The following is a 24,592-nucleotide window of genomic DNA, read 5'->3' on the forward strand; positions in this document are numbered from 1 at the left end:
CGAAGCGAAGAAAGTCAGCCCTATGCCCGTCACCCGGCGCAATACCAGTACCTTTGGGTTCAAACCCACATCGGACCTGCTGCAATCGCGGATTCGTAAGGCGTCCGAGACGCGGGGATTCGCCGTATCGCGTTTGTTGACCCATTGGGCCGAGATTGTTGGCGTTGAAACCGCTGAAATCGCCCATCCTGTGAACGTGTCTTATGGCCGTGGTGGTTTAGGGGCGACGCTGACTGTTTTGACGACGGGTGCGCAGGCGCCGATGTTGCAGGTTCAGTTGCCCAAGATCAGGGAAAAAGTAAACGCTTGTTACGGCTATAACGCCATTGCGAAGGTGCGGATCACGCAAACCGCTCCAACCGGTTTTGCCGAGGGTCAGATCCAGTTTCGCGCCAAGGCCAAAACCAAGCCTGCGCTGGCGCAGACAGAGATTGAAACGATCAAGAAAACTGCACAAAACGTGCAAAACGATGGGCTGCGCAACGCTTTAGAAGCGTTGGGTGCCAACGTGATGACCAAATCCAAATCAAATTAAGAAAGTGATACTGCAATGAACCGACTTCTAGGCCTTGTTGCCGGCGCTGTGCTTTTGGCGGGTGGTGCGTATTATTATTCCACACAGAGCAATTCTACCGCTGGCTTGCTACCTGGTGCTGCCAACGCGCAGTCGACAACTGCAGACAGCGTTGAAATACAAGAAATGTTCTTGGGATCCGAGACCGCGCCGATCACCGTTGTCGAATATGCCTCCTACACTTGCCCGCATTGTGCGCGGTTCCACGAGGGCGCGTTTAAACAACTCAAAACTGATTTCATCGACACGGGCAAAGTCAAATTTGTCTACCGTGAGGTCTATTTTGATCGCCCCGGTTTGTGGGCATCAATGCTGGCCCGTTGTGGTGGCGAGACACGGTTCTTTGGGATTTCGGATATGCTATATTCGCAGCAGCGCCAGTGGACAGCCTCGGGTGATCCCGCTCAAATCGCAGAAGCTCTGCGCAAGATTGGCCGGACCGCTGGCATGGACGACGCCACGTTGGATGCCTGCCTGACAGATGCCACCAAAGCCCAGTCGCTGATCGCTTGGTTTGAAGAAAACGCAGCCGAAGACGGCATCCGTTCAACGCCTTCGTTCATCATTGATGGCAAGCTGCATTCCAATATGGCCTACAGCGAATTTGCCGAGTTGTTGAATGACAAGCTAAACTAAGTTTGGCCTAAACCTAATTTTGAAAGGGCGGCACGGAGGTCTGTGTCGTCCTTTATTTTTAGGCGCACGGGCAGGGTTAGGACTTTGGCTCGGAAACTGGGTGGCAGGCGTACGGCGTCTTTTTCTGTGGTGACCAGCTGTGCGCCCAATAGACGGGCTTCGGCCTCGAGCCGTGTCATCAAGGCATCCGACAGGGGTTGGTGATCGGCGAGTGCTTCGCCCCGCGCGACTTCGGCTCCCAGTCCCCTAAGTGTTGCAAAGAATTTCTCAGGATGGCCGATCCCAGCGAAGGCGAGGCATTTGACGCCGTCCCAGGGCATTCCAGTTGGCAGCGGTTCAAGGGTGGCCTGGATCTGGGGGCAAGGGATCGCGTCGCCCCAGGTGGCGTCAAAGCTGTTCTGTGCCGCGCTGCCTCCAATGGAGATAAGCATATCTGCGCGGGCCAAACCGGTGGAAACAGGTTCTCGCAACGGGCCAGATGGCAAAACAAACCCGTTGCCAAATCCAACGGTTGCATCAACCACTACGATCGATAAATCCTTGCGCAAATCCGGATTTTGAAAACCGTCATCCATGACGATGACATCCGGTTTTTGATCCATGGCCATAGGCACACCGGCGCCGCGATCCTTGGAAACGATAACATCGGCAAAACCGGCCAGTAACAGTGGTTCGTCCCCGACCTGTGCGGCTGTGTGTTTTGGGGTGACTAAAACAGGGCCGTCTAATGTCCCACCATAGCCCCGCGTCAGGCAAACAACCGTGTGGCCAAGGTCTTGTAGCAGTTGGGTGACGGCAATAGTCGTTGGCGTTTTACCTGTTCCGCCAGCATTGATATTGCCGATGCAAATCACAGGAACGCTGGCATTGACCGAGGGCGGACGGGCCACGCGGCGCGCGGTTGCACTGGCATAGAGCCAAGCCAGAGGTGACAGCATACGTGATTGCCATGCAGGCCGATCAGCCGGGCGATTCCAAAACAAGGGTGGGCGCATTGGTTAATACCCCATATCGTCAAATGTCGTTTCAATAACGGAAATCAATCGATCTGTGGCAGTGGCTCCATGGCTGGTAACCTCCCATGCGGCCCGGGCCATCGAGGCGGCAACCTGGGCTTGCAGCAGATCGTTCAACGCCGTCAACAATTGTTCAGGTGTACGGATTAGGCGACCTGCTCCTGTATCAGACAAAAGCGTATAGGCATTTTCGAACGGTGCGGTTCGGGGGCCATGCAAGACGGCTGAACCAAGGCTTGCTGCCTGAAACGGATCCGCCGCTGGTTGTTTAGCAAGGGTGCCGCCAAGAAAACTGATGGGGGCCAGACGATACCACATGCCCAATTGACCCGGCACATCGGCAATCAGGATTTGCACATCTTCGCGCGGTATCTGCCCTTTGGACAATTGTGCGATGGACCATCCCGTTGAACCAAGGGTTTGCGCAATTTCATCGCCCTTAGAAGGATCCTCAGGGTGTAGCACCATCAACAGACGGTGATGCGTCCGAATAGCTTGTCTATGGGCCAGAACTAAGGTCGCCTCATCGTCGAACCGGGTGTTGGCAGCCAGCCAAATCGGTCTGTTCTGCACAAGCGTTCGATACTCTTCCAGCAGGGTCTCGTCGCAGTCCAACACAGGCGGCGCCAATTGCAGCGGTCCTGTTTCTTCTATTGGAACGGTGTCTGCCGTGAGTTTGGCCAAGGTCAATTTTGCTGCGTTATTGAGGCAGAGGATCAATTTGAATTGACGCAATATCGCACGTCGGACCCCACGATAATTGCGGGCAACTGTGGATAAAGTCAGCGCTTCAGTGGCGTTGGCCAGAACCAAGTCGATCCCGTTTTGTGTGGCTGTGTCTAACAAAACCGGCCTCAGCCCGGAATGCATCCAAATCCCAAGGTCGGGACGCCAAAACTGCAAAAATGCAGCTGTGTCCTGCTGTGTTTCTGGTGGTATCTGATCGTAAAGAATGGCGTCCTTTCGGGGGGCGACGGGATCACAAGTGGTCAAAAGAACCGCGATATCATCGCGCTGTTTTTGCAGATGCTTGGCAAAACAAGCGGCGGTATCTTGGCAGGCCTCGGCCTCGCTGTGGATCCAAACCAAGGGGCCCTCTGGACGCGCCAAATCAAGCGGGGCCGCCCATCTTTGACCCGTGGCGCTGCTTGCGGCTGTCATCGACAGATAAAGCCGTAACGCCAAAGGACGGCGCATGGGGGTTAGCCCAGTTCTTCGGTCGAGGATCCTGCCGTCGCTTCGTCCCGCAATCGGTGCAAATGCGCAATGAAATAGCGCATATGGGCGTTGTCGACGGTGCGCTGGGCTTCGGATTTCCATGCGTTATAGGCACTGTCATAATCAGGGAAGATGCCGACGACGTGAATGTCGTCCACGTTCTTGAACGCGTTCTTTGTGGGGTCGATAAGTTCGCCGCCAAAAACAAGGTGCAAGCGTTGTGTCATGATCGTCTCCGATTGGGCTGAAATCTGCTGTCAGTGTCGAGTGTTTCTAGGCTTGGGTCAAGCGGGCGCAAGCTGCTCGATGATTTGAGTGTGTAGTTTCGGTAATGCTGCGACAACTCCGTCGACCATCGGATTTGCATTGTTGAAAACCAACGAACCACCTGTGCGTGTTGTTACATTCAGGCCAGCCTCACGGGCCAATAAAACGCCTGCCGCAATATCCCATTCCCATGTTTTGCGCAGGGTCATCATAGCATCAAAAGCGCCCTCAGCGGCCAGAGCCATTCGATAGGCCAAAGAATTACGAAAGTGCATTTCAAATTCCGGTGGCGTGTCGTTGACCCAGTTTTTCGGCTGAAACGTCGGTTTTGCAGCCAAAATGCGAATGGCCTTTGGATCTTTGGGATCTGGTGGGGCAAGTTGCTGACCGTTTAGAAATGCGCCGCTGCCCAGATAGGCATGAAACAACATCTTTCTTGCGGGCAAGTAGACTGCGGCGGCAATCGGTTGTCCGTGCTCGACCACGGCAAGGGAATGTGCCCAGCTTTCGCGACCTGCGATGAACGCGCGGGTTCCATCAATGGGATCGACAACGAATACCCTCGAACAAGCCAAGCGATCCGCGGTATCTTCTGTTTCCTCCGACAGCCAGCCATAGTCTGGTCGTGCCTTTAGAAGTGTTGATTTTAGATAGGCATCAACCGCCAGATCAGCTTCGGTCACTGGCCCGGCGTTATTGGATTTTTCCCAACTTTCAGGGTCTTGATTAAAGAACTTGAGGGCAATGTCGCCGCTGGCTTTGGCGGCATCAATCAAAAGGCTTAGATCATTCTCCGGCAAGTGTCAGACCTTCTACCAGAAGCGATGGGACCAAACGCGATAAATGCAGACGTGCGTCGTTGGCAGCCCGCAGACTGAGCAGCATATCATTCAGATTGCCTGCCAAAGTGCACTCGTTGATTGGGTACTGGATTTGGCCGTTCTCGACCCAATAGCCCGAGGCACCGCGCGAATAGTCGCCAGTATTGGGATTGATCGACGAGCCAATCATAGAGGTCACCAAAAGGCCGCGCCCCATGTCTTTCAGCAATTCTGCTTGGGTTTGGGTGCCTTGGGTGAGGGCGATGTTACCAACACTTGGACTGGGCGGGCTGGAGGTGCCGCGACTGGCAGAATGGGTGCTGTTCAGGCCCAATTTGCGCGCAGTTGCCAGATCAAGGGTCCATGATTGCAAAACGCCGTCTTCGACAATGGCACGTTTGGTGGCCAACAGGCCCTCACCGTCAAAAGGTCTTGAACCGGCTATTCTGGGCCTGCCTGGATCCTCAACAACGGACATACCGTTTGGCAGGATCTGCTTGCCAAGGTTGTTCATCAACCAGCTGCTGCCACGGGCAATGGCGGCCCCGTTTACAGCGGCCAGCATATGCCCGATCAAACTGCTTGAAATGCGTTCGTCAAACACAACTGGGTAGGCCCCGGTTTTAGGTTTGCGCGCGCCCATACGAGCGACAGTCCGCTCGGCCGCAACCTTGCCGATTTCAGCGGGGTCGCGCAGATCAGCTGACCAGATCCGCACATCGGAATCGAAATCGCGTTCCATTCCTGTGCCAGTCCCAGCGATTGCGACGCAAGACACGCCATGATCCGTGCGGGAATATCCGCCAGAAAACCCTGTGCTGGTGGCCAGATGAATGTTGCGTTTGCCGTAACCTGCCGAGGCCGACTGGACTTGGCTAATGCCGGTATTTGTCAAGGCGGCGGCTTCGGCCTGTTCAGCTTGCTCTTGCAAGAATGCTGCCGTGGGCTCATCGCCTGGATCGGCCAGCTCTAGGGCGTCAACATTCCAGTCACGCGCTAAATCTGCCGGATCAGCAAGACCAATGTACGGGTCCTCGGGGGCTTCTTTGGCCATTACGACAGCTCGCTCTGCCATGGCCCGCAATGTCTCGTCACGGGTGTCCGAGGCTGATACGCAGGCCTGTCTTTGCCCCACCAAAACCCGCAAACCAATGTCGATGCCTTCTGAGCGTTCGGCCTGTTCAAGTTTGCCAACGCGCACGTCGATATTGATTGAGGTGCCGTCAACGGCCAGACTGTCTGCGGCATCTGCGCCGGCACTTTTGGCAAATTCCAAAAGGCGTTGGGTAAGGCTTTCGAGATTTGACATAAGCGTCCTCGTCAATTGCGTTTTTCAGGGGTAGTCCGCTGCACACACCTGTGCAAGCAACTTATCGGGACATAACTTAGGCTTAGCGGATACGTTGACCATTAGCCAGAATTTGGCCTTCGGAGGTGACCTCGATCGTGCTGGTCAGACTTCCGGGCGCATCGCCGGGACGGGTGAACAGACCCATCATCATCCGCACACCCATAGCCTGTTCAGCAGGCAGCAAGCCCATGTTGGACAGCGTATCAAGCAAGGTGTTCGCGCCCGTCATGTGGAAATTGAGTACACCTGTTGGCTTGGGCATCCCGTCAAATGTGACCAAGTCGTCATTGTCAAAAGTAAATGCGCCTTCGCCCATAAGTTTGGCCCCGACCATGTCGATCAATAGGGACTTGAGGGTCAAACTGTGGATTTCACCAACGGATTGGTCCGAAAGGATCGTGTCGGCTATAGCCTCTTCGTCAAAAAGGTCAGTCAGCCAATTCGCTGTGCCGTCCAACGAGATTTCGATATTTGCGGGGTCGCGGGGCAATTGACCGGCTGGATCGAACATGGCCCATACCACCTCGCTCACGGCAAAACCGTTCAGACCCAGATCGAGGGCAAAGTCCTTGGGATCATCTGTGGGGGCGATAGGCATCGTCAGGGCAGTGTTGCTGCTGTCCATGCTCAGCGAAATAGGGATCGGCAATGCTGCGGCCCTAGCATTTATGGTCAAGCCTTTGCTTTCGCTTTCCATGGTCACAGTGTCGTAGGCGAAGGCACCTGAATAAGAGCCGCTTGCATATCCACCATCTGCGACAAAGCCCTGACCTTGGTTGACGACATCTATATCAAAGCGCACAGGCCCATAGCTCAAGGCGTTGCGCGAGGCGAAACCGGACTTAATCAAAGCAACGCTGTCGGTCAGGGAAACACCTTTGGGCAGGGTTGCCTCATTCGATCCGGTAAGGTCGGTGATGGATGCATCAAATTTATAGGTATCGTCCGATTTTGGATCATCCACATCCATTGTCAAACCGACCTTGGCAATCGTAAACCGTTGGACAATATCGCGGATCGCAGATGTCGTGGCTGTTGTCTGGCCTGTGACACCCTCTAGGGCCATCTCGACCTTTGGATTGTAGGTGATTTCGCCATCCCCAAGCTCATCGACATTCAAAATCGCGCTATCCCAGCTGTAGTCAGTGGTCATTTGTGCAGGGGTGCCGCTGACAATGCCTTCAAACCCTTGGATGTCGGCGCTAAACAGAATGTTCATCGAGGTGGCAGGCTCAATCTGGGTCACTGCGCCAGAAGCCGTTTGGCCCATTGTGACTTTGACCGTGCCATCGGATTGATTGAGAAACGCAAGGTCCGGTAAGGCGATAGAGACAACCCCGTCTTCAACAGCGGCCCGCAGTTTCGCACCACTGATCGTGACACCAGCAGAAGAAAAAACCTCCTGCCCATAGTCGATATCAGCGTAATAGCGTTCCAGTATATTTTTCCAATCGTCCCAAACCATGCGGCCAGTGACATCGGCCATAACGGGGGTCGCGGTAATTGCGAGACAGGTGAAACCAGTTAGAAAAATGTTTTGCGGGCGCATGAAATCTATCCTTTGCCAAAGAGGGGGCGTAGACCCTAACTTGTGGTCTGGCCCCGAGGGGTTCAAGGAAAATATCAAAAGGATTGATCCGTATGAATGGCAAAACGGTAGTGATTACAGGGGCCAGTCGTGGGATTGGCGCAGCATCGGCCCATCATTTCGCGAGTCTTGGCGCAAATGTTGTCTTGCTGGCGCGTAGCAAAGCCGCAATAGAACAAGTGGCTGCTGATGTCGGGGCAAATGCGTTGGCTATTGCCGTTGATGTGGCCGATTACGCGGCGGTAAAGGATGCCGTGGCCCAAACCGTTGCCCGCTTTGGTGGGGTTGATGTTTTGATCAACAACGCAGGTGTGGTGGAACCAATTTCGCGACTTGAATCAGCTGATCCCCAAGGCTGGGGCCAAGCGATCGATATCAACCTCAAGGGTGTTTTCAACGGGATGCATGCCGTGTTGCCAATTATGAAGGCGGCGGGTGCGGGATCGGTTTTGACCATCAGTTCCGGGGCAGCACACGGTCCTGTGGAAGGCTGGAGCCATTATTGTACTTCTAAAGCCGCAGTAAACATGATGACCCGCTGTTTAGACAAGGAAAACGCGGCCGATGGTATTCGCGCAATTGGTTTGTCGCCTGGAACTGTGGCCACTCAGATGCAGCGCGAGATCAAGGCAAGCGGGATCAACCCGGTCAGTCAATTGGATTGGGACGTGCATATTCCTGCTGAATGGCCCGCGCGCGCTTTGGCGTGGATGTGCACACCTGCTGCAGATGCGTTTTTGGGCCAAGAGATTTCCCTGCGTGACGAAGATATTCGCAGATCCGTGGGCCTGATATGATTTCTGTCTCCAAAGCCGAAGGCATATGGCGGGTCACATTGGATCGGCCGGACAAAGCGAATTCATTGACCAAACAGATGCTGACCGACCTCTTGGAAGTTGTCCAAAACGCGCATGAGGCCAAGGCGTTGATCCTAACGGGCCAAGGCAAGGTATTTAGCGCTGGTGCAGATTTGGAAGAGGCCCGCGCGGGTCTGGCAACGGATGACATTTGGGAGGCATTGTCGGGTGCGTTGGCAGGATTGCCATGCCTGACGATTGCCGCCCTGAATGGCACACTTGCAGGGGGCGCTTTTGGGATGGTTTTGGCCTGTGACATCCGGTTGTCCGTGCCAACGGCCAAATTCTTTTATCCTGTGATGAAATTAGGGTTCCTGCCGCAACCGTCAGATCCGAAACGCATGGCGGCTTTGATCGGGCCTGCGCGGACCAAGTTGGTGTTTATGGCGGGTCAAAAGATTTCTGCGGACGAGGCACAGAATTTTGGGCTGATTGACAGGATCGTGGCGCCAGAGGCGCTGATGCAAGCAGCGGTCGATCTGTGTGTCGATGTTCAGGCCGCCAAGCGGCCCCATATTGCCGCAATCAAAGCGATGATCCCTAAGCCGAACTAACGCCGCTTGCCTGGCACCTTAGACAAAAATTCCGGCGGGCGCTTGGCCACCCATTTGGCGAATTTTGCCAATCGAGGATGCCCGCGCAGAGCCTCGGGGGTATTGAACTCGCGTGCCAGTTCAGCCTCCGACAGGGTCGAATGCACTTCCTTGTGGCAGATGTGATGCATCAAAACTGTCGGTCCGTGTTTGCCGCCCTTAAGTTTGGGGATCAGATGATGCTGACTTTGCGGTACGTTTGGCGGTATTGGGCGCAAGCAAAGTGGACAGAGGGGCATAGGTTCCATAGGAAGAACTATAGAGCGCCGCCTTAGAAAATCACCAAAGGATCCGTCATGGAAATGGACCAACTGCCGCCGATTGTCTTGACCGCATTGGGTTATGTCCAACAGGCTTGGGATATCGCAAAAGAATGGTTGCTGAGCCCTGCGGCGTGGTCGCAATTTGGCCTGCTGATTGCGGCTTACATTCTGGCTGTTTTGGCGTACCGCGCCATTGCCCCGCGCCTCAGAAAGGTTCTGACACCGGATGACAGCAATGCGTCGGTTTTTGCGCAGGCGCGGCGGTTTGTTTTGATGTTCTTGCCCTTATTGCTGCCGTTACTGGCCTATGGGTTCACGGGCATTGGTGAACAGGTCACGCGGGCATTGTTTGGCTCGGGTGCAGTGATTGCCTTTGGCAAGCGGGTGTTTCTGTTCTTGGCTGCGCGAATTCTGGTGCAACAGATCATCACTGATGGCTTCCTCAAGCTGCTTGGAAAGTACATCTTACTGCCGGTTATGGCGCTCTATGCGTTTGGGTTGTTGGATACGGTCCAGGCACAGCTGACAGCGATGACTGTAAGCCTTGGGAATATCTCGTTTAGTGTGATGGCCATTGTGCGTGGCTTGATCGCGGGAAGCATCCTGTTTTGGTTAGGCCAATGGTCCAATGGCCATTCTTCCAATTACATTGGCAAGCAAGAGGAACTGCGCCCGTCAATCCGGCAATTGGCCAGTAAAGCGGTCGAGTTTAGTATTTTTGGCCTCTGTTTCCTGTTGTTGATGAACATCATGGGCATCAACCTGAGCGCTCTTGCGGTTCTGGGGGGTGCGATTGGTGTGGGCCTTGGCTTTGGGCTGCAAAAGATTGCTTCGAACTTTATTTCTGGCGTGATTTTGCTGCTGGAAGGCCAAGCAACGGTTGGTGATTATGTGGAACTGGACGGGGGCGAGGCGGGGACGATTGTCAAAATGACCGCCCGTGCGACGTTCCTTGAGACATTTGATGGCCGCTGGATTGTGGTGCCGAACGAGGATTTCATCACGACGCGAGTGGTGAATTATTCGGATCAGGGCAGTTCCAACCGCTATGAGGCGAATTTTAGCGTCAGTTACGATACCGATATCAACAAAGTGCCTGCGTTGGTGCAGGCGGCTGTGTCTAAGCACCCCGATGTGTTGGACGCCCCGGAAGGCCCGGATTGCGAATTACGGGGGTTTGGCGACAGCGGCATCGATTTCTGCCTCGAATTTTGGGTCAATGGGATCGACGACGGCAAGAATAAATACACCTCGCAGGTGCTGTTTATCATTTGGAATACCCTCAAAGAGAACAACATCGAGATCCCTTATCCGCACCGCGTTGTGGAATTTAAAGGCGACTTCCCGAAATGACGGACGTCCTTGTCGTGGGGGCAGGCCCCGCGGGTTTGATGGCGGCTGATGTCCTTTCAGAGCTGGGTCACTCGGTGCTGGTCGCAGATGCGATGCCGTCGGTGGGACGCAAATTTCTGATGGCCGGGAAATCGGGATTGAACCTGACCAAGGACCAACCAAGTGAAGCGTTCCAAGAGGCGTTTGATCCCAGTGATCCGATACGGCCAGCGATAGATGCCTTTGGCCCTGCAGCGGTCACTGCATGGGCGCGGTCGTTGGGGCAGGATGTCTTTACGGGTAGCTCTGGGCGGGTTTTTCCCAAGGCGATGAAGGCCTCGCCGCTGTTGCGGGCGTGGTTGTTGCGGTTGCAATCTAATGGTGTGACGTTTCGAACCAAGTGGCGCTGGACAGGTGGGATTGCGTTTGACACAGCCCAAGGCCTGCAATCGGTTGATGCAAAATGCACTGTTCTGGCTTTGGGGGGTGCAAGTTGGCAGCGGCTGGGGGCCAATGGACAATGGACTGCTACCTTGGATGCGATGGGGGCTGAAACCATGCCATTTCGGCCTTCTAACATGGGATTTGATGTGGCGTGGTCCGATCACATGGCACCCCATTTTGGTAAGCCCGTTAAACCCGTTGGGCTGACCGTCGCCGGAAAGACGCTAAAGGGTGAATTTGTCGTGTCCCGCACCGGTGTCGAAGGCAGCGGTGTTTACGCGGTGTCCGCAGCCCTTGCACGTGGCGGGCCGCTGATTTTGGATTTAATGCCGGATCTGTCGCAAGCAGCTGTGGTGAAAAAGTTGCAGCGTCCCAAGGGCAAAACCAGCCTGAGTAACTACTTGCGCAAAACTCTTGGCCTGTCTGCGGTCAAAATTGCCCTGTTGAACGAGTTTGCGCGGCCTTTTCCGGCGGATCTGACACAATTACCGATCAAATCCTTGCAGATGCCCATTTTGGGTCCACGCCCTTTGGATGAGGCGATATCCACAGCAGGTGGCCTTGCGTGGGACAGTTTGGACAGCGATTTGCGACTGAAAGCAACGCCACATCCCACGTTTTGCGCAGGCGAGATGTTGGATTGGGACGCGCCTACGGGCGGTTATTTGATCACAGGTTGTCTGGCGACGGGGCGTTGGGCAGGGCTGGCGGCTGCGCGATTGCTGGCCACCTAACGCCGTGCCAACATCGACAAACGTATCAAAGCGCGTTCCATAACCGCCATTTGTGGGGCCTTGGCGGCGGAACGCAGTTGCAGGTCCGTATCTGTCAGAACGGTGATGGCCTGTTCCAACCGCATCAAGCCCCAGGTCTGGGCCTGCCGCAGGACGCGGTCGCGTCGTGGTCCAAAAACCGGTGGACGTAGCTTGCCAATACCTTGGCCAGGACCGCCGGGATCACTGCACACGGCATGAAGCGTTCTGAAATGCCGCATTGCACCGATGCATAATCCTACGGGCAAAACCCCTTGAGCCTGCAAGCGACGCAGGATCGGGCCAATCTCAGACGTGCGGGCTTCTGCGACGATGTTCAGGATATCGTCCAAAGCCGCCTCGGTGGAAACAGGGGCTACGGCTTCGACATCGGCCACTGTGACCGGGGCGGTGCTGCCGTAACAATAGAGACCAAGTTTTTCGATGACCTGCCGGAAATCCCCGGGATCCAAAGCGCGAGACAAGGCATCAAGGGCTGCATTGGCATCGCGGTCGATCGACTGAAGACCTGCGTTTTTGAGGGCATCTTCAATTTCGGCGCGGCCCATGGGTTCGTCATAAATGCCGACGGCGTAGGTGTTTGAATGGGCCTCGAACGCTTTGCGAATTTTTGATGTGGCGCGCAATTGTCCAGCGGTCACAACAATCTGTGCATCGCCGTCCTGCCAATCTTCGAGTGCGGCGAGGATTGCAGGGGCCGCTTGATCATTGGCTTGATCTACAAATGCCACGCGCGGGCCGGGGAAAAACCCAACAGCTTTGATCGCATCAATCAAGGCTGCGGGATCTTTGCGCAGATCACTGCCAGCGATACGGGTCAGGCGCATCTCTTCTGGGCCTTGGGGGCCAATGAGGGCGGCGATGAGGTCTTGGCGTTTGATCGCCACGCGCATGGCGTCGGCACCATAAATCAGCACGCCAGTTTTTGCGGGGTCGGGGCGTTTAAAATAGCCCGTGGCGTCGCGGGCGTTCATCTTCATGTTAGGCTGGGTCCCAACGCATAAAGGCGGGCCACCAATTGATCTGCCAGAAGACTCATCAACCGGTCACTGGCATCTTGACGTGCAGTGGTGTTGGCTACAGTGGTGCCTGTGTTTGAATAGCTGGTAAAACTGTTGACCGTACCGTTATGCAAAACAGTTTTGGTTTGGAATGGCTTCAGCGTGTAGCTCACCGTCCCAAAGACCTTAAAACGTGTTGTTGTGCCGTCAGCCGTAATCGCATTGCGTTGTAGGCTATTGGACAGGGACAAAGCCACGTCATAGCGCGGCGACTGCGGTTGACCCATGCGATCCTCTAGCCGCTGCTTGAGGACAAAACCCAGCCGGTTCTTGGGCGCGGTAAAGGCAAACGCCCCCCAAAGATCGTTTCGATCGGAATAAACCGGTGCAAACTGGCATCCGGCCGTGGCCAATCCCCCAAGAAGAATAAGGCGCCGATTAAGCAACGACATTGACGATCCGTCCCGGCACCACGATGATTTTCTTAGGTGTGGCCCCTTCTAATGCGCGCACGATAGCCGCATCGGCCAGAGCCAGCTTTTCAACTTCGTCCTTTGGCATATCGGCTGGAACAGTGATCTCCGAGCGGCGCTTGCCGTTGATTTGAATGGGCAAAGTTACGCTGTCTTCGACCATCATGGCTTCATCGGCCACCGGCCAAGGGGCATTGGTGATCAAACCATCGCCGTTTTGTTGTGCCCAAATCTCTTCTGCGAGGTGGGGCGTCATGGGGGCCATCAGTTGGGCCAAGGTCATAACCGCTTCACGCTTGGCGGCGTGCCCTGCCTTAGATTTTTGCAAAACGGCGGTAAAGGCATAGAGCTTGGCGATTGCGGCGTTAAAGCCAAAGCTTTCGATTGCCAATGTGATGGCATTGATGGCTTTGTGCATTTCGCGCAGCAGACCCTCATCATCGGTACCTGCATCGCTTGGGTCCATATTGGCGATCTTATCTGACAAGGCCCAAACCCGCCCCAAGTGCCGGAATGAGGCCTCGGCGCCACTGGCGGTCCATTCCACATCCCGTTCGGGAGGCGAATCGCTGAGGACAAACCAGCGCGCGGTATCCGCACCGAAAGCTGAAATGATATTGAGCGGGTCCACCACGTTGTTTTTGGATTTCGACATTTTGGCTGAAGGAATCACTTCGACTTCGCGCCCGTCCTCCTTGAGAAAGGCCCCGCCGTCACGCAGTTCAATCTCTTCGGGATAGTAATAGACGGGCCGTCCGTCTTGGCTGCGTCTTGTTTGGTAGATCGCGTGGGTCACCATGCCTTGGGTGAACAGCGCATCAAACGGTTCGCTGGCTTTGGCTGGCAAATGATCGGTCATTTGCATCGCACGGGCAAAAAAGCGCGAATAAAGCAGGTGCAAAATCGCATGCTCAACCCCGCCAATGTATTGGTCGACGTTCATCCAATAATCCGCGTCCGGCAGATTGGTGGGCGTGTTGGCGCGCGGGGCAGTGAAACGGGCAAAATACCATGAACTGTCGACGAATGTGTCCATCGTATCGGTTTCGCGCTGGGCTTGCTTGCCGCACACGGGGCAGGCACAATTGCGCCATGTGGGATGACGGTCCAACGGATTGCCCGGCGTGTCGAAATCTACATCGTAGGGCAGTTCAACAGGCAGGTTTTCCTTTTTCTCGGGAACCACACCGCAGTCGTCGCAATGGACGACAGGGATCGGACAGCCCCAATAACGCTGTCGGCTAAGACCCCAATCGCGCAGGCGGAATTTGGTTACGCCTTGGCCAACGCCATTGTCCTCGCAAAACGCAATTGCTGTGTCGATGCCATCTAGGCCAGTTTGCTCTGTCTCACCTGCAAAGCCGCGCACATAGATCACTTTTTCGGTCTTTGGGGGCACATAGGCCTCGCCACCATCTTCGGGCATATCGATGCCTTCGTCCTTGGCAGGGGCGTAGGTGCTGACTACGGGCAAGTCGTATTTGCGGGCAAATTCCAGATCGCGCGGATCGTGGGCTGGACAGCCAAAAATAGCACCGGTGCCGTAATCCATAAGGATGAAGTTCGCGATATAGATGGGCAATTCCCATGCGGTGTCGAACGGGTGGCGCACCTTAAGACCTGTATCAAAGCCGCGCTTTTCGGCCTTTTCAATGGCCTCTTCCGTGGTGCCACCTTTGCGGCAGTCCACACAGAATGCGGCCAGATCGGCGTTGTCTTTTTCCAGTTCCTTGGCCAATGGATGGTCAGGTGAGATCCCAACAAAGGACGCACCCAACAATGTGTCCGGGCGGGTGGTGTAAACCTCGATTCGGTCAAATCCTGCGGGGGCGTCGATTGTTGAAAAAGCAAATTGCAGGCCACGGGATTTGCCAATCCAGTTGGCTTGCATGGTTTTGACTTTGGAAGGCCAATTGTCCAACGTGTCTAGGGCCGACAGCAATTCCTCGGAATAATCGCTGATCTTAAAAAACCATTGGGTCAGTTCGCGGCGCTCAACCTCGGCGCCGGATCGCCAGCCTTTGCCGTCCTCGACCTGTTCGTTGGCCAAAACGGTCATGTCCACAGGATCCCAATTGACCACAGCATTTTTGCGGTAGACCAGACCCTTGTCCATGAAATCAATGAACATCGCCTGCTGTTGGCCGTAATATTCGGGGTCACAGGTGGCAAATTCACGGGACCAATCAATGGACAGGCCCAATGGCTTCATCTGTTCGCGCATGTCGGCGATATTGTTGTACGTCCAATCCTTGGGGTGGCCACCGATGGCCATGGCGGCGTTTTCAGCAGGCATCCCAAACGCGTCCCAGCCCATAGGGTGGAGCACATTATGCCCCGTGCTAATCTTATAACGCGCAATCACGTCGCCCATCGTGTAGTTGCGCACATGGCCCATATGGATGCGCCCTGAAGGGTATGGGAACATCTCGAGGACATAATATTTGGGTTTGTCGTCGCTGCGGGCTGCGACGAAGGTTTCTGCATCAGACCAGGCACTTTGCCATTTGGCTTCGATATCTGAAGCGGAATAAGTCGACATATTGGATGTTCCTTAAGAAAAACGCCGGGCTTTGGACCCGGCGCTATGTGTATTCAATTGGGGCTGCGGGCGCTAGAGTTTACTGTCTGCGATCCGTAGTTGCCGGGCGCGAGTCATAATCGCGTCTTCTATGGCGCGCACAGTGTCCACCGAGGCAGGCCCAGAACGGCTTTGGAGTGACAGCGACAAAGACCGCGCATCAAGGGCGGGATCACGCACCAAAACGGTAGCGCGGTAGGCGCGGCTACCGCCGGGCGGGGTGCCAAAGCCCATGACCAACACCCCCGAGAAAGGATCGGCGGACTGAACCGGCATGAAGTTCAACACATCAAGCGAGGCGTTCCAAAGGTATTTGTTTACCTGAACGGATACATTTGGATCATCACGATTGCCGAAAAGATCCCAAAGGGTCGATCCCTGAACCCGCTCGCGAGGATTGATTTCAACTGCATTCTCAGTCGGTTCTGTGATGCTGCGAATTGCGCCACATCCTGACAAAACGAGTCCGGCTGCCAAAGCCAGCCCAAGATGCTTTAGTGCCTGTAGTGTCATTAACGACCGTCCTCACCCTATTTATTACGTCCCTTAGTAAACAAGCCTTTGAAGGCGGACAAGAGCGGAGTGCGGCCTCCATTTATCCGCAATCGCCTGACCCCAACGCCCCCGGAAATGGTTGTGGCAAAGATGCACCAATAATGTGGAACTTGTGAGGCTGGGTTCTGGGATGCTTGCAAACAGAGGCTGACCAGCACAAAACACCATCATTCTCAATTCCTCGGGGATTGGGTGTGCACCTTTTAAATCTAACGAGGGAAAGAAATCATGAAAAAGATTCTCCTGACTACAACAGCTCTGGTCGGCTTCGCCGGCGCAGCTGCTGCTGACGTAAGCGTCGCTGGTTATGCCGAAATGGGCATCATCGGTGGTGACGGTATCGAAACACAATTCCACCAGGACATCGAAGTAACATTCAACATGTCCGGTGAAACAGATGGCGGCCTTTCCTTTGGCGCATCCGTTCAGTTGGACGAAGGCGGCACAACAGGTGCTGGTACAGTCACAACAGACGACCAAGGCTATGCTGTAAACATCTCCGGTGGCTTCGGCACACTGACATTGGGTGACACAGACGGCGCGATGGACTGGGCTTTGACAGAAGCTGGTAACATGGCAAACGCTGGTTCCTTGGGCGACAACGAAACTGGCCACGCTGGTTACAACGGTTCGTACCTCGACGGTTCTTATGACGGCCAAATCGTTCGTTATGACAACACATTCGGCGATTTCGCTGTAGCGATCTCGGTTGAAGCTGACGACACAGAAGACGCAGCCGGTGACGTAGAAGACATGGGCTACGCTCTGGGTCTGAAATACAACATCGCCGCTGGCGCTGCTGACATCGCTTTGGGCCTGGGTTACCAGTCCGCTGCAAACGCTTCGCGTACTGTTACAGTTAACGACGTTGACACAGTCATCCCACTTGGTGAAGACGTAACTGCATTGGGTGTATCCGCTGTAGCTACATTCACTTCCGGTCTGACAGCTGGTATCGTTTACACTAACTTCGACGGCGAAGACGACAGCGTATCGCACATCGGTGTTGGCGTTGGTTACTCTTCCGGTGACTTCGCAGTACACGCCAACTACGGCATGTGGGACTACGACGAAATCGTTGACGGTGCTTCCGCTTCTGGTTTCGGCCTTGCCGCTTCCTATGACCTCGGTGGCGGTGCTTCCTTGCACGCTGGCTACGGTACAAGCGACGTTGACAACGGTACAAGCGACGTTGACAACGGCACAGACGACGACACATCAAGCAACTTCTCTTTGGGTCTGGCTCTGTCCTTCTAATCTGAAGTTTGTTTAGTACTTGGGAAGGGCAGGCAGTTTTGTCTGCCCTTTCCTTTTGGGTAGTGCCTATGGTAGCGCAGCTCAAAAAGGTCTGACAGCCAATGCCACCTCTTACGCCCCCTCAGATCCCTGCTGTTTTCAAGCAAGCGCAGGCATTTCAGGCCAAGGGCGATGTTGCGCCCGCGTTAGCGCTGTACACTGATATTCTGGCGGTCAATCCCGACATTCCCGAAGTTCATTTTCAAATAGCGCAAATTCATGCTGCACAGTTTGATCTGGTGGCAGCATCCCAGCATTTTACCAAGGCTGTTGCCCTGCGTCCGAATGAGCCCGCGATTTGGCAGGCAATCACGCGGCATCTGACCCAGATGCGAGACCCAGCTTTGGCGCGCTCCCTAAGGCCAATTCTGGCGCAAGCAGCGTTGCCTTCTTCTATCTCGACAGCCGCAAGGGCTGCATTGGATCGGGCCAAGGCCACGTCGAAACCTGCGGCTAAGCTGATTGCCTTGCGTTTGAAGGGCGAAAGATCTGTTGCGTTGGCTGAAGGTCAAAAGTTGATCAAAGTGCATCCAAAGGACTATGATTTAGTCCTTGAACTGGCAATTTTACAGTCTTCTACGAACGCGTTCAAAGCCGCCGCACAAAGCTTTCAAAAGGCCAGTGCACTGTCACCCAAGGCGATATTCCCCCGTCTGCAACACGGTATCATGTTGCAAAGACTGGGTGATATGGAGGCGGCTGACCGCAAGTTTCGCCAGATCTTGAAGATTAATCCCGCTTGGGGCGAGACCTATTGGCTGATCGCTGTGGGGCACAAATTTACGAAAGATGATCCGTTGATTGCCCAAATGGATCTGCAATTTCAGTCTGTTAAAGACCTGCCGTCGAAGATGTTTTTGGGCTATGCCTTGGGCAAAGCCATGCAGGATACCCAGCAAAAGGATCGTGTTTTTGGATATCTGAATGTCGCCAATGAAATCGGTCGCAAGCTGCACCCTTATGATGTGCGCCTGCGTCTTGAGGAGGTATCGGCCCTTAAATCCAGCTTTGCGGGTCAACGATTTAAGACCGCACCTCAGGCCAGAGCAAAGACCGTTCCTGTCTTCATCACCGGGCTTCCAAGGTCCGGCACCACGTTGGTTGAACAGATCCTTGCAGCACACCCTTTGGTGCAATCCGCAGGCGAAACCGGGTTCCCCCTCGAGGCGGTGTACGGATCGCTGTGGAATGGATCTACATTTTTGAATTGGGGGGATCTGGACGGTGCTGACCGTGCTGCGATTGCGGACAATTACGAAAGCAAACTTCGCGGCGCCCATGATTTTGATCGCTTTGTCACCGACAAATCAATCCAATCCCATCTGGTGATTGGTCCGTTGTTGGAAACCATTCCTAATGCCAAAGTAGTGGTCGTCCACCGCGATCCCCGGGATATCGCCCTTTCATGTTACAAGAATTTCTTTACCGCTGGGACGCATCGCTATTCTAACGCCCTAGAAGATTTGGCGCGTTACTTTCAAAGCTTCCAAGACATCGTTGGCTTTTGGCGCGAATCCCTACCTGACGGCGCATTTCATGAGATTTCGTACGAGGCACTGGTTGCGGACCAAGAGGCGCAATCGCGTTCATTGATTGCAGCGTGTGGCCTTGACTGGGATGATAATTGCCTCAACTTCCATCACAACAGCGGCGCGGTCAGCACGTTGTCGGTTGCGCAAGTACGCCAGCCAATACATCAGCGCTCGGCGCAGGCTTGGCGGGCGTATGAAAGCGACTTATCGTCATTTATCAATGTGTTAGAGGAATAGATCATGGGTTTGGCAGATATACAGTCACAAGTGGCACAAGCCTGCTTGGACGCAGGGCGTGCGGTTACGGATGTCCATCTTTTGGCCGTATCCAAGGTCCAGCCAAACGAACGGGTCAAAGCCGTTTTGGACGAAGGTCATCGGCTGTTTGGGGAAAACAAAGTGCAGGAAGCGGATGGCAAATGGCCAGAGTTTCAACAGGAATTTCCCGAGGCGCAGGTGCATTTGATCGGCCCCTTACAAACGAACAAGGCCCGGCAAGCGATGGGGCTTTTTGCTGCGATCCATTCCGTTGACCGTCCTAAACTTGCCAAAACCTTGGCCCGTTTGGCGCAGGAAACTGGCAGCTGCCCGGACGTGTTTTTACAGATCAACACCGGGGAAGAGCCGCAAAAAGCAGGCGTCTTGCCAGAGGAGGCGGATGTCTTTGTCGCTGAATGCCGTGCGCTGGATTTACCTGTTAAAGGCCTGATGTGCATTCCCCCAGTGAATGAGGAACCCAGTCTCCATTTCGCATTGCTGGCTAAAATAGCCAAACGCAATGATCTGACGGGATTATCTATGGGGATGAGCAGCGATTTCGCTAGCGCTATTGCGCAGGGGGCTACTCATATCCGCGTAGGTTCGGCTATTTTTGGGGCGCGTGATTACGGCTAGGGTACGATCAGGCGTGTTTCTGGTGTGATTTGGCTGGTAATCCAGCGCAGGTGATCACGCCGGAACGCCACGCAGCCTTCGGTGCCATATCCGGCCCTGCGCCATTGATGCAAAAAGATGGCTGACCCGGCATAGGGCGTTGCATCTGGCCAGTTCCAATCGGTGATCAACACAATATCATACAGTGGATCTGCCCGGCGCAGTTGTTCGTGAGAGGCGGCATAGGGATTGCGCACAAGGCTGTTGTAATCCGGTTGCAGGCTGTCGTCGGACCATAGATCCCCGGGATTAATTGGCACAGCCCAAGGGTTGGGCGCCAGCAGACGGTCAGGTCGATAAAGGGTCGCCACGATCCTATGAATACCCCGTGGTGTGGCCCCGTCGCCCTCGCGTTTGGTGCTGGTCAATCCACCTTTGCCGATGCTGCAGGGAAAGTAGGTGTTCTGAAAACGCACACCGCGCGGCGTGAGGACCAAATCCTGCGGTGTCACAGATAATGCCCTGATTTTTTGGCTTTGGTGCGCAGATAGTTATGGTTGTGCCGGTTTTCACCAACGATCAGCGGCACACGCTCGGCTACTTCGATGCCATTTTCCTGCATCCGTGCCACTTTGTTAGGGTTGTTGGTCAGCAACCTGACCGCGCTAAAGCCCATCTTTTTGAGGATGTCCGCGCCCAGCCTAAAATCACGCTCGTCGTCTTCAAATCCCAAGCGGTGATTGGCCTCTACAGTGTCAAAGCCTTGATCCTGCAGTGAGTAGGCGCGCATTTTATTGGCCAACCCGATACCTCGACCCTCTTGGTTGAGGTACAGCAGCACGCCATTGCCTTCGGATCCCATCTGGGCCAGTGCGCCACGCAGTTGCGGCCCACAATCGCATTTCAAAGATCCCAACAGATCCCCGGTAAAGCAGGCGGAATGCAGCCGTGCGAGGACGGGTTTCGTCCGATCTGGCTTGCCGATTTCAATGGCATAATGTTCTTCGCCGCCGTCATCGGGTCGGAAAATATGCAAACGCCCTGCCTCTGAAACCTCTAGAGGCAGGCGTGCAGCCACCACGGGGTTCAAGAAATGTTGATCCTCCAGGGCGGCCAATGCTGCGTCTGTATCTAGGGTCGTAAGGTTGTTTTGTGCTGCAAAGCCTGCGCCGTCTTGGATCGGCATAACAATGGCTGCGGGCAACAGCCGTGCAGATTTTGCCAGTTTAATCGCTGCACGGTGGGTGTCTGAAGGGCCCTCGCGTTGACTGTTCAGTGGGCCTTTCATCGGTGTTTTGAGATCATCGGCAGGGTCAGCCACACCCAAAACCCAACCTAAATTGGCATCGGCGGGCAGGCTTACGCGCGCAAGATCCCCGTCGTAGGCAGCCACTTTCAATGTTTTGGCGCGCCAGTCGGTGATTGCCAAAACCGACTGCGTGCCTGAGGCGTGGATCAAGGCCAGCCGCGCCGCATCCAGTGTTTCGGCTGCGAAAATGACCACCGGCGCGCTGCCAGACAGAACAATTGGCACGCCCATACGCAAGTCCGCCCGCATTCGGGCGAGTCGTTCTGTAACATCTGGTGCAAAACTCATAGCCGAGATGTAGCTGGTTTTGACAAAATGTGAAACAAAACCCCGCCTGACCACACAGACGCGTGAGATTTTCGTTGAAGGCTTGCCCAAATGCGGTTTCAGCCGCATCTCTAGTATCAAGAATTCAGGAGGGCCCGATGGGACAACTCAAGAAAATACTACTTGTCGACGATGACGAAGACCTGCGCGAAGCGCTGTCCGAGCAGTTGATTATGACTGAGGATTTTGATGTCTTTGAAGCCGGAAATGGCGCAGAGGCCATGGAAAAATCCAAGGAGGCTCTTTACGATCTTGTGATCCTCGATGTCGGCTTGCCGGATACGGATGGTCGCGAACTGTGTCGCTTGATGCGCAAGCAGGGCGTTAAATGCCCGATTGTGATGCTGACAGGCCATGATACTGATTCTGATACGATTTTGGGCCTTGATGCCGGCGCGAACGATTACATCACCAAGCCGTTCAAATTCCCTGTGTTGTTGGCCCGCATTCGTGCCCAGTTGCGACAGCATGAGCAATCCGAAGATGCCGTGTTCCAGTTGGGGCCATATACGTTCAAACCCGCGCAAAAGATGTTGGTGACCGAAGACGAGCGCAAAATCCGTCTAACGGAAAAAGAAACCAACATTCTCAAGTTTCTCTACCGAGCGACCGAAGGCGTGGTTGCGCGTGATATTTTGCTGCATGAAGTCTGGGGGTATAATGCGGGCGTCACCACTCATACCCTCGAGACGCATATCTACCGCTTGCGCCAAAAGATCGAGCCTGATCCCAGCAATGCGCGTCTTTTGGTCACAGAAAGTGGTGGCTACCGTTTGGTCGCTTGAATTGGCTGCAAAGGTGCTTAAATAGCCAATATCAAATTGAAGATCCCGTCGGTGTCCGGGGCGCGACACCACCTCCCTGTTGGACTTTGCCGGGCCTCGTGCCCGGCTTTTTTTTGTGTGTCGCATAGGCTAGACTATCGCAAAACCCAATGGAGCCTACTTGTGACCGCGTCGAAAACACCCCGCTTATGACCCGCAACTATTCCGCGTTTTTGCCACCTGTTGACAAGATCCGGCAGGACGTGCCGTTTTTGACGAAACTTGGGTGGCAGACGTTTTTTTCGCAGCAAACGGATGTGGATGAATTGGCAGCCACGCCGCCTGCGCGGGTCACACAGGTGCACCGTAATTCGGTTCATGTCATTGGCGAGACGGTGGATATGAAAGTCCCGATTGTCCCCGATGTGACGATTGGGGATTGGGTTTTACTAGATCAGACCAGCATTTCCCGGGTTTTGCATCGCAGCAGTCTGATCAAACGACGCGCACCGGGCCATGATCGCGCGGTCCAATACATCGCAGCAAATATTGATACAGCTTTCCTTGTCACCTCATGTAACGCGGATTTCAAAGTGGCGCGTTTGGAACGCTATATTGCGCTGGCGTTTGAGGCGGATGTTGCCCCGGTGATTGTCCTGACCAAAAAAGATCTGACAGATGACCTGACAGATTATATCGCGCAGGCCCAAAGTATTTCAGAGACTGTGCCTGTTGTCGCACTGAATGCAAAATCTGATGAGCCGCTCGAGGCACTGGCACCATGGTGTAAGCAGGGGCAAACCGTTGCATTCCTTGGCTCATCCGGGGTTGGCAAATCGACCTTAGTGAACACATTGGCCGGGCGCGAAAAGGCCGAAACCCAAGACGTGCGGGCTGGCGGCAGTAAGGGCCGTCATACGACGACCCATAGGCATTTGCATATGATGCCCAACGGCAGCGTGGTCATGGACACACCAGGCATGCGCGAGTTGCAATTGACCGATGCTGCCGGTGGCGTGGCAGAAGTTTTTGCAGATCTTTTTGAACTGTCGACACAGTGCAAATTCAACGATTGCGCCCATCAAAGTGAGCCGGGCTGTGCTGTTCGAGCTGCGTTGGAAAACGGCGATTTGGACCACGACCGCTTTAAGCGTTGGCAAAAACTGGAAGCTGAGGAACGCTTCAACACAGCCTCTTTGTCGGACCGCCGTCAGAACGATCGCGCGTTTCATAAAGCGATCAAAGAGATCCAAAAACATAACCGTAAATAGTCGCTCTGGCCTTTGGGAAAACCGCACCTTACTGTGCCCGAAACCCAATTTCAGGAGCGCCCCACATGTCCTTTACCCTCGCCACTTGGAACATAAATTCGGTCCGCTTGCGTGAGGAATTGGTCCTGAAGCTGCTGCGCGAAGAAGCCCCCGATGTTCTGTGTTTGCAAGAATGCAAATCGCCCGTGGACAAAATCCCGACAGAAGGTTTTGCCGCACTGGGCTACGAGCACATGGTGGCGAATGGTCAAAAAGGCTACAACGGTGTGGCGATCCTGTCCAAAATGCCGCTTGAGGATATGGGCCGCGAGGATTTTGCCGGTCTGGGCCATGCGCGCCACGTGGCGGCGAAATTGCCCAACGGTGTGATCATCCACAACCACTATGTGCCTGCAGGCGGGGATGTCCCCGACCGTGAAGTAAACGAAAAGTTTGGCCAGAAGCTGGATTACCTGTCGGACATGGCGCGTGATTTTCGCAATGCCGCCCCAAAGCGGGCTATTCTTGTAGGGGATCTGAATATCGCCCCGCGCGAGGATGATGTTTGGGACCACAAGAAAATGACAAAAATCGTCAGTCACACTCCGATCGAGATCGAAGCCTTGTACGATGTTATGACGGCTGGTGACTGGTTGGATGTAACCCGTGCGGATATCCCTGAAGGGCTGCTGTATAGCTGGTGGTCCTATCGGGCCAAAGACTGGGATACGGCCGATAAAGGCCGACGGTTGGATCATATTTGGGCTACATCTGATATCGCGGCCTCGGCGCATGGGTCGCGGGTTTTGCGCCCTGCACGGGGTTGGGAAAAACCCAGCGATCATGCGCCTGTGTTCGCAACCTTTGACATCTGACCCAACAAACCACATATCAGCGG

At 54.6% G+C, this 24,592-nt stretch carries 25 protein-coding genes; 12 read left to right on the forward strand and 13 right to left on the reverse strand.

What is annotated here, in order from left to right; translation table 11 throughout:
• The first annotated feature begins 22 nt into the window (after nt 1-22).
• Both ACIRQ6_RS18225 and ACIRQ6_RS18230 read left to right on the forward strand, forming a co-directional pair.
• A complete protein-coding gene (locus tag ACIRQ6_RS18225) occupies nt 23-535 on the forward strand; it encodes a DUF721 domain-containing protein (protein ID WP_420862042.1) in 513 nt (170 codons plus the stop codon).
• Nucleotides 536-550: 15 nt separating this feature from the next.
• Nucleotides 551-1,210 carry a DsbA family protein gene (locus ACIRQ6_RS18230; protein WP_420862043.1) on the forward strand — a complete coding sequence of 220 codons (660 nt, stop codon included), beginning with the start codon at nt 551-553 and terminating at the stop codon, nt 1,208-1,210.
• On the opposite strand, the gene lpxK is transcribed toward ACIRQ6_RS18230, so the two are convergent.
• The 6 genes from lpxK to ACIRQ6_RS18260 form a co-directional block, all read right to left on the reverse strand.
• Nucleotides 1,207-2,205: a tetraacyldisaccharide 4'-kinase gene (lpxK, locus tag ACIRQ6_RS18235; protein WP_420862044.1), complete on the reverse strand. Its 999-nt coding sequence runs from the start codon at nt 2,203-2,205 to the stop codon at nt 1,207-1,209. The genes ACIRQ6_RS18230 and lpxK overlap by 4 nt on opposite strands.
• 3 nt (nt 2,206-2,208) lie before the next feature.
• Nucleotides 2,209-3,423 (reverse strand): 3-deoxy-D-manno-octulosonic acid transferase, encoded by a 1,215-nt coding sequence (locus ACIRQ6_RS18240; RefSeq protein ID WP_420862045.1) that lies wholly within the window; start codon nt 3,421-3,423, stop codon nt 2,209-2,211.
• Nucleotides 3,424-3,428: 5 nt separating this feature from the next.
• A complete protein-coding gene (locus ACIRQ6_RS18245; protein ID WP_420862046.1) occupies nt 3,429-3,671 on the reverse strand; it encodes a DUF4170 domain-containing protein in 243 nt (80 codons plus the stop codon).
• Nucleotides 3,672-3,728: 57 nt separating this feature from the next.
• Nucleotides 3,729-4,511 carry a 3'(2'),5'-bisphosphate nucleotidase CysQ gene (locus tag ACIRQ6_RS18250; protein ID WP_420862047.1) on the reverse strand — a complete coding sequence of 261 codons (783 nt, stop codon included), beginning with the start codon at nt 4,509-4,511 and terminating at the stop codon, nt 3,729-3,731.
• The gene (locus ACIRQ6_RS18255) at nt 4,498-5,841 is read right to left on the reverse strand and encodes a TldD/PmbA family protein (RefSeq protein ID WP_420862048.1); all 1,344 of its coding nucleotides are present in this window, start codon (nt 5,839-5,841) and stop codon (nt 4,498-4,500) included. Before ACIRQ6_RS18255 ends, ACIRQ6_RS18250 begins: the two co-directional genes overlap by 14 nt.
• Before the next feature lie 82 nt (nt 5,842-5,923).
• On the reverse strand, nt 5,924-7,432 hold the full coding sequence (locus ACIRQ6_RS18260; protein ID WP_420862049.1) for a DUF2125 domain-containing protein: 1,509 nt from the start codon (nt 7,430-7,432) through the stop codon (nt 5,924-5,926).
• An 86-nt stretch (nt 7,433-7,518) separates the two neighbouring features.
• Here ACIRQ6_RS18260 and ACIRQ6_RS18265 point away from each other — a divergent pair, with 86 nt between their 5' ends.
• Together ACIRQ6_RS18265 and ACIRQ6_RS18270 are read left to right on the forward strand one after the other, a co-directional pair.
• Nucleotides 7,519-8,268: an SDR family oxidoreductase gene (locus ACIRQ6_RS18265; protein ID WP_420863938.1), complete on the forward strand. Its 750-nt coding sequence runs from the start codon at nt 7,519-7,521 to the stop codon at nt 8,266-8,268.
• Complete coding sequence (locus ACIRQ6_RS18270; RefSeq protein ID WP_420862050.1) at nt 8,265-8,882, forward strand: enoyl-CoA hydratase/isomerase family protein; 618 nt, start codon at nt 8,265-8,267, stop codon at nt 8,880-8,882. Before ACIRQ6_RS18265 ends, ACIRQ6_RS18270 begins: the two co-directional genes overlap by 4 nt.
• Here ACIRQ6_RS18270 and ACIRQ6_RS18275 read toward each other — a convergent pair.
• Nucleotides 8,879-9,169, reverse strand: coding sequence for an HNH endonuclease (locus ACIRQ6_RS18275; protein WP_420862051.1), 291 nt, complete (start codon nt 9,167-9,169; stop codon nt 8,879-8,881). The genes ACIRQ6_RS18270 and ACIRQ6_RS18275 overlap by 4 nt on opposite strands.
• Nucleotides 9,170-9,223: 54 nt before the next feature.
• Between ACIRQ6_RS18275 and ACIRQ6_RS18280 the strand changes: the two genes are divergently transcribed.
• Nucleotides 9,224-10,537 (forward strand): mechanosensitive ion channel family protein, encoded by a 1,314-nt coding sequence (locus ACIRQ6_RS18280; RefSeq protein ID WP_420863939.1) that lies wholly within the window; start codon nt 9,224-9,226, stop codon nt 10,535-10,537.
• Nucleotides 10,534-11,694 (forward strand): TIGR03862 family flavoprotein, encoded by a 1,161-nt coding sequence (locus ACIRQ6_RS18285; RefSeq protein WP_420862052.1) that lies wholly within the window; start codon nt 10,534-10,536, stop codon nt 11,692-11,694. Before ACIRQ6_RS18280 ends, ACIRQ6_RS18285 begins: the two co-directional genes overlap by 4 nt.
• On the opposite strand, the gene holA is transcribed toward ACIRQ6_RS18285, so the two are convergent.
• The 4 genes from holA to ACIRQ6_RS18305 all read right to left on the reverse strand — a co-directional run bounded on the left by holA (nt 11,691) and on the right by ACIRQ6_RS18305 (nt 16,301).
• Nucleotides 11,691-12,713, reverse strand: coding sequence for a DNA polymerase III subunit delta (gene holA, locus ACIRQ6_RS18290; RefSeq protein ID WP_420862053.1), 1,023 nt, complete (start codon nt 12,711-12,713; stop codon nt 11,691-11,693). The two genes, ACIRQ6_RS18285 and holA, sit on opposite strands and share 4 nt — an antisense overlap.
• On the reverse strand, nt 12,710-13,186 hold the full coding sequence (lptE, locus tag ACIRQ6_RS18295; RefSeq protein ID WP_420862054.1) for an LPS assembly lipoprotein LptE: 477 nt from the start codon (nt 13,184-13,186) through the stop codon (nt 12,710-12,712). The genes holA and lptE overlap by 4 nt, the downstream gene beginning before the upstream one ends.
• Nucleotides 13,173-15,749, reverse strand: a complete 2,577-nt coding sequence (gene leuS / locus ACIRQ6_RS18300) for a leucine--tRNA ligase (RefSeq protein ID WP_420862055.1) — start codon at nt 15,747-15,749, stop codon at nt 13,173-13,175. The genes lptE and leuS overlap by 14 nt, the downstream gene beginning before the upstream one ends.
• A 72-nt stretch (nt 15,750-15,821) precedes the next feature.
• Nucleotides 15,822-16,301 (reverse strand): DUF3576 domain-containing protein, encoded by a 480-nt coding sequence (locus tag ACIRQ6_RS18305; protein WP_420862056.1) that lies wholly within the window; start codon nt 16,299-16,301, stop codon nt 15,822-15,824.
• 270 nt (nt 16,302-16,571) lie between these two features.
• Between ACIRQ6_RS18305 and ACIRQ6_RS18310 the strand changes: the two genes are divergently transcribed.
• From ACIRQ6_RS18310 to ACIRQ6_RS18320, 3 genes are all read left to right on the forward strand, one after another.
• Complete coding sequence (locus tag ACIRQ6_RS18310; protein ID WP_420862057.1) at nt 16,572-17,600, forward strand: porin; 1,029 nt, start codon at nt 16,572-16,574, stop codon at nt 17,598-17,600.
• A 101-nt stretch (nt 17,601-17,701) separates the two neighbouring features.
• Nucleotides 17,702-19,408, forward strand: coding sequence for a tetratricopeptide repeat-containing sulfotransferase family protein (locus ACIRQ6_RS18315; RefSeq protein ID WP_420862058.1), 1,707 nt, complete (start codon nt 17,702-17,704; stop codon nt 19,406-19,408).
• A gap of 3 nt (nt 19,409-19,411) precedes the next feature.
• Nucleotides 19,412-20,065: a YggS family pyridoxal phosphate-dependent enzyme gene (locus tag ACIRQ6_RS18320; protein WP_420862059.1), complete on the forward strand. Its 654-nt coding sequence runs from the start codon at nt 19,412-19,414 to the stop codon at nt 20,063-20,065.
• Here ACIRQ6_RS18320 and ACIRQ6_RS18325 read toward each other — a convergent pair.
• Nucleotides 20,062-20,556: a L,D-transpeptidase family protein gene (locus tag ACIRQ6_RS18325; RefSeq protein ID WP_420862060.1), complete on the reverse strand. Its 495-nt coding sequence runs from the start codon at nt 20,554-20,556 to the stop codon at nt 20,062-20,064. The genes ACIRQ6_RS18320 and ACIRQ6_RS18325 overlap by 4 nt on opposite strands.
• Nucleotides 20,553-21,641 carry a GTP cyclohydrolase II gene (ribA, locus tag ACIRQ6_RS18330; RefSeq protein WP_420862061.1) on the reverse strand — a complete coding sequence of 363 codons (1,089 nt, stop codon included), beginning with the start codon at nt 21,639-21,641 and terminating at the stop codon, nt 20,553-20,555. Before ribA ends, ACIRQ6_RS18325 begins: the two co-directional genes overlap by 4 nt.
• A gap of 137 nt (nt 21,642-21,778) precedes the next feature.
• Between ribA and ACIRQ6_RS18335 the strand changes: the two genes are divergently transcribed.
• From ACIRQ6_RS18335 to ACIRQ6_RS18345, 3 genes are all read left to right on the forward strand, one after another.
• Nucleotides 21,779-22,465: a response regulator transcription factor gene (locus tag ACIRQ6_RS18335; RefSeq protein ID WP_420862062.1), complete on the forward strand. Its 687-nt coding sequence runs from the start codon at nt 21,779-21,781 to the stop codon at nt 22,463-22,465.
• 149 nt (nt 22,466-22,614) lie between these two features.
• A complete protein-coding gene (gene rsgA / locus ACIRQ6_RS18340) occupies nt 22,615-23,715 on the forward strand; it encodes a ribosome small subunit-dependent GTPase A (RefSeq protein ID WP_420862063.1) in 1,101 nt (366 codons plus the stop codon).
• A 65-nt stretch (nt 23,716-23,780) separates the two neighbouring features.
• A complete protein-coding gene (locus tag ACIRQ6_RS18345) occupies nt 23,781-24,569 on the forward strand; it encodes an exodeoxyribonuclease III (protein ID WP_420862064.1) in 789 nt (262 codons plus the stop codon).
• The last annotated feature ends 23 nt before the right edge of the window (nt 24,570-24,592 follow it).

This window comes from Algirhabdus cladophorae, assembly GCF_044772865.1.
GTDB lineage: Bacteria > Pseudomonadota > Alphaproteobacteria > Rhodobacterales > Rhodobacteraceae > Algirhabdus > Algirhabdus cladophorae.

Coding starts and splice junctions, on each gene's coding strand:
- ACIRQ6_RS18345 (WP_420862064.1), top strand. CDS start 23,781: ATGTCCTTTACCCTCGCCACTTGGAACATAAATTCGGTCCGCTTGCGT.
- ACIRQ6_RS18260 (WP_420862049.1), bottom strand. CDS start 7,432: ATGCGCCCGCAAAACATTTTTCTAACTGGTTTCACCTGTCTCGCAATT.
- ACIRQ6_RS18245 (WP_420862046.1), bottom strand. CDS start 3,671: ATGACACAACGCTTGCACCTTGTTTTTGGCGGCGAACTTATCGACCCC.
- rsgA (WP_420862063.1), top strand. CDS start 22,615: ATGGAGCCTACTTGTGACCGCGTCGAAAACACCCCGCTTATGACCCGC.
- ACIRQ6_RS18275 (WP_420862051.1), bottom strand. CDS start 9,169: ATGGAACCTATGCCCCTCTGTCCACTTTGCTTGCGCCCAATACCGCCA.
- lpxK (WP_420862044.1), bottom strand. CDS start 2,205: ATGCGCCCACCCTTGTTTTGGAATCGCCCGGCTGATCGGCCTGCATGG.
- leuS (WP_420862055.1), bottom strand. CDS start 15,749: ATGTCGACTTATTCCGCTTCAGATATCGAAGCCAAATGGCAAAGTGCC.
- ACIRQ6_RS18315 (WP_420862058.1), top strand. CDS start 17,702: ATGCCACCTCTTACGCCCCCTCAGATCCCTGCTGTTTTCAAGCAAGCG.
- ACIRQ6_RS18280 (WP_420863939.1), top strand. CDS start 9,224: ATGGACCAACTGCCGCCGATTGTCTTGACCGCATTGGGTTATGTCCAA.
- ACIRQ6_RS18285 (WP_420862052.1), top strand. CDS start 10,534: ATGACGGACGTCCTTGTCGTGGGGGCAGGCCCCGCGGGTTTGATGGCG.
- ACIRQ6_RS18240 (WP_420862045.1), bottom strand. CDS start 3,423: ATGCGCCGTCCTTTGGCGTTACGGCTTTATCTGTCGATGACAGCCGCA.
- lptE (WP_420862054.1), bottom strand. CDS start 13,186: ATGTCGTTGCTTAATCGGCGCCTTATTCTTCTTGGGGGATTGGCCACG.
- ACIRQ6_RS18270 (WP_420862050.1), top strand. CDS start 8,265: ATGATTTCTGTCTCCAAAGCCGAAGGCATATGGCGGGTCACATTGGAT.
- ACIRQ6_RS18335 (WP_420862062.1), top strand. CDS start 21,779: ATGGGACAACTCAAGAAAATACTACTTGTCGACGATGACGAAGACCTG.
- ACIRQ6_RS18255 (WP_420862048.1), bottom strand. CDS start 5,841: ATGTCAAATCTCGAAAGCCTTACCCAACGCCTTTTGGAATTTGCCAAA.
- ribA (WP_420862061.1), bottom strand. CDS start 21,641: ATGAGTTTTGCACCAGATGTTACAGAACGACTCGCCCGAATGCGGGCG.
- ACIRQ6_RS18225 (WP_420862042.1), top strand. CDS start 23: ATGCCCGTCACCCGGCGCAATACCAGTACCTTTGGGTTCAAACCCACA.
- ACIRQ6_RS18320 (WP_420862059.1), top strand. CDS start 19,412: ATGGGTTTGGCAGATATACAGTCACAAGTGGCACAAGCCTGCTTGGAC.
- ACIRQ6_RS18305 (WP_420862056.1), bottom strand. CDS start 16,301: ATGACACTACAGGCACTAAAGCATCTTGGGCTGGCTTTGGCAGCCGGA.
- holA (WP_420862053.1), bottom strand. CDS start 12,713: ATGAAGATGAACGCCCGCGACGCCACGGGCTATTTTAAACGCCCCGAC.
- ACIRQ6_RS18230 (WP_420862043.1), top strand. CDS start 551: ATGAACCGACTTCTAGGCCTTGTTGCCGGCGCTGTGCTTTTGGCGGGT.
- ACIRQ6_RS18310 (WP_420862057.1), top strand. CDS start 16,572: ATGAAAAAGATTCTCCTGACTACAACAGCTCTGGTCGGCTTCGCCGGC.